General features: G+C 57.9%; 3 protein-coding genes and 5 pseudogenes. 3 read left to right on the top strand and 5 right to left on the bottom strand.

Features of this window, described 5'->3' with window-relative positions; genetic code table 11:
• Window positions 1-914 (top strand): annotated as a pseudogene (locus EOA28_RS19465) (tyrosine-type recombinase/integrase); the annotation flags it as partial.
• Window positions 911-1,313 (top strand): annotated as a pseudogene (locus EOA28_RS19470) (site-specific integrase); the annotation flags it as partial. The pseudogenes EOA28_RS19465 and EOA28_RS19470, both read left to right, overlap by 4 nt.
• Window positions 1,314-1,638: 325 nt before the next feature.
• Here the strand turns inward: EOA28_RS19470 and EOA28_RS19475 are convergent.
• Both EOA28_RS19475 and EOA28_RS19480 read right to left on the bottom strand, forming a co-directional pair.
• On the bottom strand, window positions 1,639-2,685 hold the full coding sequence (locus tag EOA28_RS19475) for an NAD(P)-dependent alcohol dehydrogenase (protein ID WP_128315167.1): 1,047 nt from the start codon (window positions 2,683-2,685) through the stop codon (window positions 1,639-1,641).
• Window positions 2,686-2,965: 280 nt separating this feature from the next.
• Window positions 2,966-3,850 (bottom strand): AraC family transcriptional regulator, encoded by an 885-nt coding sequence (locus tag EOA28_RS19480; protein WP_128315165.1) that lies wholly within the window; start codon window positions 3,848-3,850, stop codon window positions 2,966-2,968.
• Between the two features lie 729 nt (window positions 3,851-4,579).
• Between EOA28_RS19480 and EOA28_RS19490 the strand changes: the two are divergent.
• Window positions 4,580-4,810, top strand: a pseudogene (locus EOA28_RS19490) (transposase); the annotation flags it as partial.
• 322 nt (window positions 4,811-5,132) lie between these two features.
• Here EOA28_RS19490 and EOA28_RS19495 read toward each other — a convergent pair.
• From EOA28_RS19495 to EOA28_RS40310, 3 genes and pseudogenes are all read right to left on the bottom strand, one after another.
• A pseudogene (locus EOA28_RS19495) lies at window positions 5,133-5,904 on the bottom strand (IS110 family transposase); the annotation flags it as partial.
• A gap of 51 nt (window positions 5,905-5,955) precedes the next feature.
• Window positions 5,956-6,591 carry a tyrosine-type recombinase/integrase gene (locus EOA28_RS19500; protein ID WP_245501558.1) on the bottom strand — a complete coding sequence of 212 codons (636 nt, stop codon included), beginning with the start codon at window positions 6,589-6,591 and terminating at the stop codon, window positions 5,956-5,958.
• Window positions 6,592-6,728: 137 nt separating this feature from the next.
• Window positions 6,729-6,875 (bottom strand): annotated as a pseudogene (locus EOA28_RS40310) (integrase); the annotation flags it as partial.
• Between the last annotated feature and the right edge of the window lie 35 nt (window positions 6,876-6,910).

Here is a 6,910-nt window from a genome sequence, read left to right on the forward strand (position 1 = left end):
CTTCGAACAGCGCTCGAGCGCTATGTGGGCATGCGCCAGGGATTGGGATACAAGTATCATGGCCCCGCTCGACGGTTGTCGGATTTCGTCACCTTTATGGAGGCTCGCGGCGCCGAGACCGTCACCACGGCGCTGGCGATGAAGTGGGTGACGTTGATCGGCCGACAACCGAGTTGGTCCATCCGCCTGACCGATGTGCGCTGCTTCGCTCAGCACCTCGCTCATTTCGATCCCCTGACGGAAGTGCCACCTCAAGACGCTGTGTCGCCGGCGCGGCGGGCCAAGCCCTACATCTATACCGATGCTGAGATCACGGCGCTTTTGGCGGCGGCACTGTCGCTGCCGCCGGCCAACGCCCTGCGTCGCTGGACATATCATTGTCTGTTCGGATTGATAGCGGTCGCCGGGCTACGCCATTTCGAAGCGCTCGACCTGCGCCGGGACGACGTCGATCTGGACCAAGGTATCCTCACCATTCGAGAGACGAAGTTCGGCAAGTCGCGGCTGGTCCCGCTCCATGCCACGACGGTCGCCGTGCTGTCGGACTATGCCGCGCGACGCGACGCGCATCTCGTCGCGCCTTGTAGCCCCTATTTCTTTGTCGCCGAGCAGGACGGCAGATTGCTGCACCAATACGTGCACCGGGTGTTCTGGCAGCTGTCGCGTAGATCGGCCTGCGGCAGCGGGGGCAGCGCAATGGTCCGCGGGTTCACGATCTTCGTCACCATTTCGCCGTCCAGGCCCTGACCAACTGGTATCGCGCGGGCGAAGATGTCGAGCGGGAACTGCCGGTCCTCTCGACCTTTCTCGGCCACGCCAATGTTCGCGACACCTACTGGTATCTATCCGCCGCGCCGGAGCTAATGACCCATGCCGCGCGACTGCTGGATGAGCGGTGGGAGGTTCGTTCATGAGTGCCTCGAAAGATCTGGCCGTGCTGATCGAGCGGTGGTTCACCGATCGGCTCATGCGACATCGAGGCGTAAGCTCGAACACCATCGCCTCCTATCGCGACACCTTCCGGCTCCTGTTTGCATTCGCGCAGACACGCCTTGGCAGGTCTCCGTCGCGGTTGACACTGCGGGATTTGGACGCGCCTTTCATCGGCGCATTCCTGGAGGACCTCGAGACACTGCGATCCGCCTCAGTGAGGACCCGGAATCTCCGCCTCACTGCCATTCGGTCTTTTCTTCAGATATGCGTCGTTCGAGGAGCCGACCCATAGCGCCCAGATTCAACGCGTGCTCGCGATCCCGAGCAAGCGATGCGACAAGCGACAGCTTCAGTTTCTCACCAGGCCCGAGATTGAAGCGCGCAAGCAGATGGCCGGCGGCGAGCCCGACGTCGACCAGGCGGATGATCTGCAGGCATTGCGATACGACGGTAGCGGGTGAGATACCGGCCCTGCCGATCAAACGCGGCAAGTCAGGACAGAGATTGCTCGCCTATATCATGGTCGCAAACTCGACGATCACATTCCGGTCTACCTGTTATCCCGGACATAGTTTCATGGTCAAGTTGTCATGGCGAAACTCCGGTGCGAGCGTTGCCAGGTTGTTCTGCCGGCGAAAATGCCCGTCGCCTTCATTTCGGAAGAGGCCGGCCAGTCCGCTGGTGATACTGCGGGCGTGAGAGCGATTATTTCAGAGACTTCATGTCGATAACAAAACGATATTTCACATCGCTCTTTAACATTCGCTTAAAGGCATGTTCGATTTGCTGAATTGCAATAATCTCGACATCTGCAGCGATGCCGTGCTTGCCACAAAACTGGAGCATCTCCTGCGTTTCGGCGATACCGCCGACTTGCGAACCAGCAAAGCTGCGCCTGCGACTCATGAGCGTCAAAGCGTCAATGGCGAGGGGGCTTTTCGGCGCGCCAATCTGCGTCATGGTGCCGTCGAGCTTCAAGAGCTTGACATATGCATTCACGTCGTGATCGACGGCGACTGTATCGAGTATGAAGTCGAAACTGTCTCTGTGACTTTCAAATTCGCTAAGGTTGTTCGAAACGATTACCTCATCTGCACCTAAACGCCTGGCGTCGTCGCGTTTACCCGGCGATGTCGTAAATAACGTAACATCAGCGCCCAGTGCGTGCGCGAACTTAACCGCCATATGACCAAGACCTCCGAGACCAACTATGCCTACTTTCTGCCCTGGCCCGACCTTCCAGTGCATAAGGGGTGAGTAGGTGGTGATCCCCGCGCAAAGGAGGGGAGCAACAGTGGCCGGATCAAGGTTGGCGGGCAGTGTTAGAACGAAGTTTTCGTCTACAACGATGGCTTGCGAATATCCGCCGTAAGTTTTCCTACCCGTGTGTCTGTCAACGCTATTGTAGGTGCTGACGGCCCCGATCTCACAAAACTGCTCCAGCCCTCGTCGGCAACTGCTGCAGGTTCGGCAGGAATCTACTCTGGTCCCGACGCCTGCTAAGTCGCCGACTTTGAACTTTGTTACCCCAGAGCCAACTTCCGTTACCCGCCCAACAATTTCGTGTCCCGGCACTATTGGGTAGGTTGTGTCTTGCCAGTCATTCCGCGCGACGTGGAGGTCCGAATGGCACACGCCGCAATAGTCGATATCAATCCTGACGTCAGTACGACCGGGATCACGCCGGTCAAATCGGAACGGTTCAAGCGGTGTGTTTGAGCTCAGTGAAGCGTAGCCTTGGCAGAGAAACATTTGAACTCCTAAGCTTGCGTCGTGCCTGTCCGGGCCGTAAGAGCGTAATTGCTGCTTGTCCTGCCACTCTAGGCAAAAGATGGGAACGCTGACGCCATACCATTTCTTCGCGACGTGCGCGGTGACGATTGCGCCTTTTCGTGCCAGCAACGACCGCCGAGATCGCGAAGCTGTGGCTGTTCAGTGCGACTTATCATCTAAGCTGCTCCGATCACGTTGTGGGGGATTAGCAATTTCAATGTCCACCACGCGTCATGAAATCACCGAATCCTATCGCAAATTACCTGGTGAAGTCCGTCGGGGAGCTTGTACCAGTACCTGTGGAATTCGTCTTGAACCGGATTGCTCTGACGTAGGCCCCCGGCGTCACTCCAACGATCCGGGTGAACTGGCGCGTGAGGTGACTCTGATCAGCAAAGCCAATTTGGGCGGCAACTTCGCAGATCGGAATTCCGGTTTCCATCAGCTGCTTCGCTCGCATGGTCCGCACATGACGAAGATAAGCGTGCGGCGGCATGCCAACGGTCTGCTGGAACGTTCTTAGAAAGTGAAACGGGCTTAAGCTTGCTATTTTGCTGAGTTCACTCAGCGAGCAAGCGGCGGCGAAGTGCTCATCGATATATTGTCTCGCTAGCTTCACCGCTCGCGACTCTCGCCCAGGTGGACGAATTTGAAGCGGAGTTGCGGCGTGACGAACAACTATCGCACCGATCAGCTCCATCATGCGCGTCTGGCGTTCAAGGGCGGAATCCGCTGCAGCAATCTTACGTGGCAGCGCAGCAATCGAGGCAGCGAGTTCGACATCGCCAACCACCGTGTAAGGGAACCAGGTCGCGGCATCGCTTGTCCCCCTGATGTCATCCCGAACAGCTTCAATCGTCGCTATCTCTGCGTAGATCATCTGATAACACCACCGGCCTGACGGCCCGGGACCACCTTTATGCACCTCCCCGGGATTAATGAACTCTACCGTTCCTGGTGGCGCAAAGTGTTCGACACCCCTGCACCAAAAGTGCTCGGAGCCAGCCTTGATCGCTCCAATGGCGAAACTAGAATGCATATGCGGATCATATCGCTTTGAGATATTGTGACCGGTGAAAAATTCTATGCCGGGGAGGTCCAAATAGGCACTCCAGCTCGACCTCTCCTTGATCTGTCCGGCCATTGAATTCCTCCGCTGACCCGATGACACGGTGCTCTTCACGTTCTACGAGGCAACTTGTCGTGTATTTCCTAAGATTCGTTGTGCCGTTCAGCTGGCAACGCCATCAGTCAGTCTCCGTACCCTCCGGCATGCGAAAGCCATGTCGGTCGTCGAGACGCCAGCCAGGAGACTATTCGGAACTTGGCAGCCCAGACTTCACCTATGGTGTCGTCGTAGAAGATCAAATCGGTGAACGTTCCACCCACATCAACACCCTCAAAACGAATAGCCAATTCAAACCTCCTCTTTTGATTGCAAACTCACTGTTAAGAATCTGAGTATTCGCAGCAGCTTTCCGCGACCATTGAGCTATTTAGCAACCTGCGGCCCCCTTATGATGCCCCGGGAGAACCTCGCAATGATCGCATTCCCCCTGCGATGCTCACCGATCCTGACAACGTTGCCAAATTCATTCACTCGCAATCTGACACTGTATCGGCGTTGCTGCCATAAGTGCTCTTGAAGATTGCCCTCCAAACGAAAAGTTTTTCTTCGGGAGGTCTCATTCAAAGTCAAAAGTGATAGCCACACTTTTCCCGGTCAAGCCCAGCGGTGTGGGCGAAACTCATCTCACTTGGATTGTTGTCTAGCCGTTCGGCGTAACTGTCGCCGCTGACCTTGCCCGTCCCCGAGAACCGTGCCGCTGCCGCTAGGTCCCGAATCCTCGACGTCGATTCGTTGAGCGCCACTGACTTCTCACGCCCCGGCAAGCCCACGGGACAATGTCTTTCTCGAAGCATTCAACGGCCGCTTCCGGGCGCAATGCCTGAACCAGCATTGGTTCCTGACCCTTGCGGATGCCGGGGAAAAGGTGGAGGATTGGCGTAGAGCCTACAATGAGGTTCGCCACATGGCGCGATCGGCAAGCAGGTGCCGATCTCGTTTCTGAATTTGGAAGGCGTAACCAGCCTACGTCCGTGAAAGAAGCCGGACACCGCTGGTCCAGAATCTTGGGGCGGTTCATGAACGGGCGGGACTCTAATCAAAGAAATTCCCAGTGGCATGTACGGACGGCCTCCGCGTGGCAAGGCTTTTCGGCGCTGACGATTGGTCGGGTGCAGGCATGTATACGGCCTTTGATTGCGGCCCGTTTATGCCGCTGGCCCTGATGTAGTCCGCCGATCGGATCCCAGACAGGTCAACGCGCTTTTAAGCGGCACTGATCGGGTTTTGTCCGATCCGGCTCGACCGTTCGCCATCACACCATCAGCACCTCAGCAATTTCTGCATCCTCCGCGAGCTTTCAAAGGGCGACGGTAGCCTCAAAGCGCCTGCCCGTCGTCATCAACGCCCAGACGACCCGCGCCATCTTGTTCGGCAAAGCAACAGCGACGACGTTGTACGGCTTCTTCACCAGAAGCTCGGCGGCCCAGCGCGGCGCCGTTTTGCCGTTGCGGCTGAAACGAAGTACCGCATGCGCACCGACGACGAGAAGCCGGCGGAGATAGGGATCACCTTGTTTGCTGATCCTTCCGAGGCGGTCCTTGCCACCCGATGAGTTCTGCCGTGGCACGAGGCCTATCCACGCCGCCAATTGTCGACCGGATGTGAAGAGCGACGCGTCTGTCACTGTCGCGGCGATCGCGCTGGCAGTGATCGGGACATTCCAGGGATCGTCTCAAGGCGTCGGCTCAGTTCGTTCGAGCGATGCCCCGCATGAATCTGGCGATCCATCTCGCTGACCTTTTCGTGTACCTCCCGCAACTGCCCGATCAGCGGAAGAAGTGCGGATCGCGCAATCGGCGGGATGAGATCGTGATCATCGTCTTCGACCAACAAGATCGCATTCGGACGCCGGCAATGCCCTGTCGCGTCACGATGCCGAACTCCGCCAAGTGACCACGCAAGGCGTTCACCAGCATTGTCCGCTGCCGGATCAAAAGTTCGTGGACCCGATGCAGTATCAGCACACTCTGTTGCTCCTCGCTCTTCACCGGGACGAAGCGCATCGTCGGCCGCGTCACCGCCTCGCAAATCGCCTCGGCATTCGTCGCGTCATTCTTCTTCCGCTTCACTAATCATCAGGTTCTCAAAATGCGAAGGAACGTGCGCAGATCGGCTGATTGTCAGTGTTCCTGCCCAAGATTCCTTCGCATTATTTCAGAGCGTATCGAGCCAGGCGAGCAGGCTCGTAGTTCCAGGATGATGAGCGCGGTCGCCCCCGGCACGACCTGTTCCATTGCCTTTCGCTTCGTCTCCAGATTGGCCTTCGCGTAGTGATTAGTCGCGTTGAGGCTCACATGCCCAAGCCAACTGCGGATGACCGTGATGTCTACGCCCGCCGATACGAGGTGGACGGCGGTGGCGTGGCGGAAGCTGTGCGGCGTTACGTGCTTCGTTTGCAGCGACGGCATGGTTTCAGCCGCCGCCTTCAGATAGGCGGCAAGCTTGAACCGGAGGCCCGAGGCGCTGAGCGGCTCTCCGTAGCGGTTGACGAACAGCCGCTGGTCCGGTGCCCGCGGCTGCCGCTCAAACAGCTTTTTCAACAACATCACGGTTTCCGGCCAAAGCGGGCAGATACGCTCTTTTCGGCCCTTAGCCGTAAGTCGGACGCAGTTCGGGCTATCGAACCGGATCGCCGCAGGGCACATATCGAGTGCTTCTTGTATTCGCGCCCCGCTGTTGTAGAGGAACGAGAGCAGCGCATGATCGCGCATGCCTTCGAGGGTCGATTGGTCTGGATGGGCAAGGATCGCTGCCACTTCCGGTGGATCCAGATACGCTTGATCGGGGTGTGGAGGATTTCAACGCATTGCGCGATCGAGGCAGGATCCCTGGTCGCCACGAAGTTGAAGAAGCTGCGGATTGCGGTAAGCCTGCAGTTGCGCGTGCCGATCGTGCCGCCGCGTTCGTGCTCGGCGTGCCTCAGGAACGCAGCGACCTGCGCCGCAGTCAGATCGGTCAGCGAGATCATCGCAACTTTCATTTTCGTGCGGTCAGCGACGAACCGGAGGAACAGTCGCCAGGTGTCGCGGTAGGAACGGATCGTGTTGACGGACGCATTGCGCTGCTCGACGAGCC

The organism is Mesorhizobium sp. M2A.F.Ca.ET.067.02.1.1 (genome assembly GCF_004023285.1).
GTDB lineage: Bacteria > Pseudomonadota > Alphaproteobacteria > Rhizobiales > Rhizobiaceae > Mesorhizobium.

Bases quoted from the DNA above. Each gene is read 5' to 3' on its own strand.
- EOA28_RS19475 (WP_128315167.1), bottom strand. From the start codon at position 2,685: ATGTTTCTCTGCCAAGGCTACGCTTCACTGAGCTCAAACACACCGCTT.
- EOA28_RS19480 (WP_128315165.1), bottom strand. From the start codon at position 3,850: ATGGCCGGACAGATCAAGGAGAGGTCGAGCTGGAGTGCCTATTTGGAC.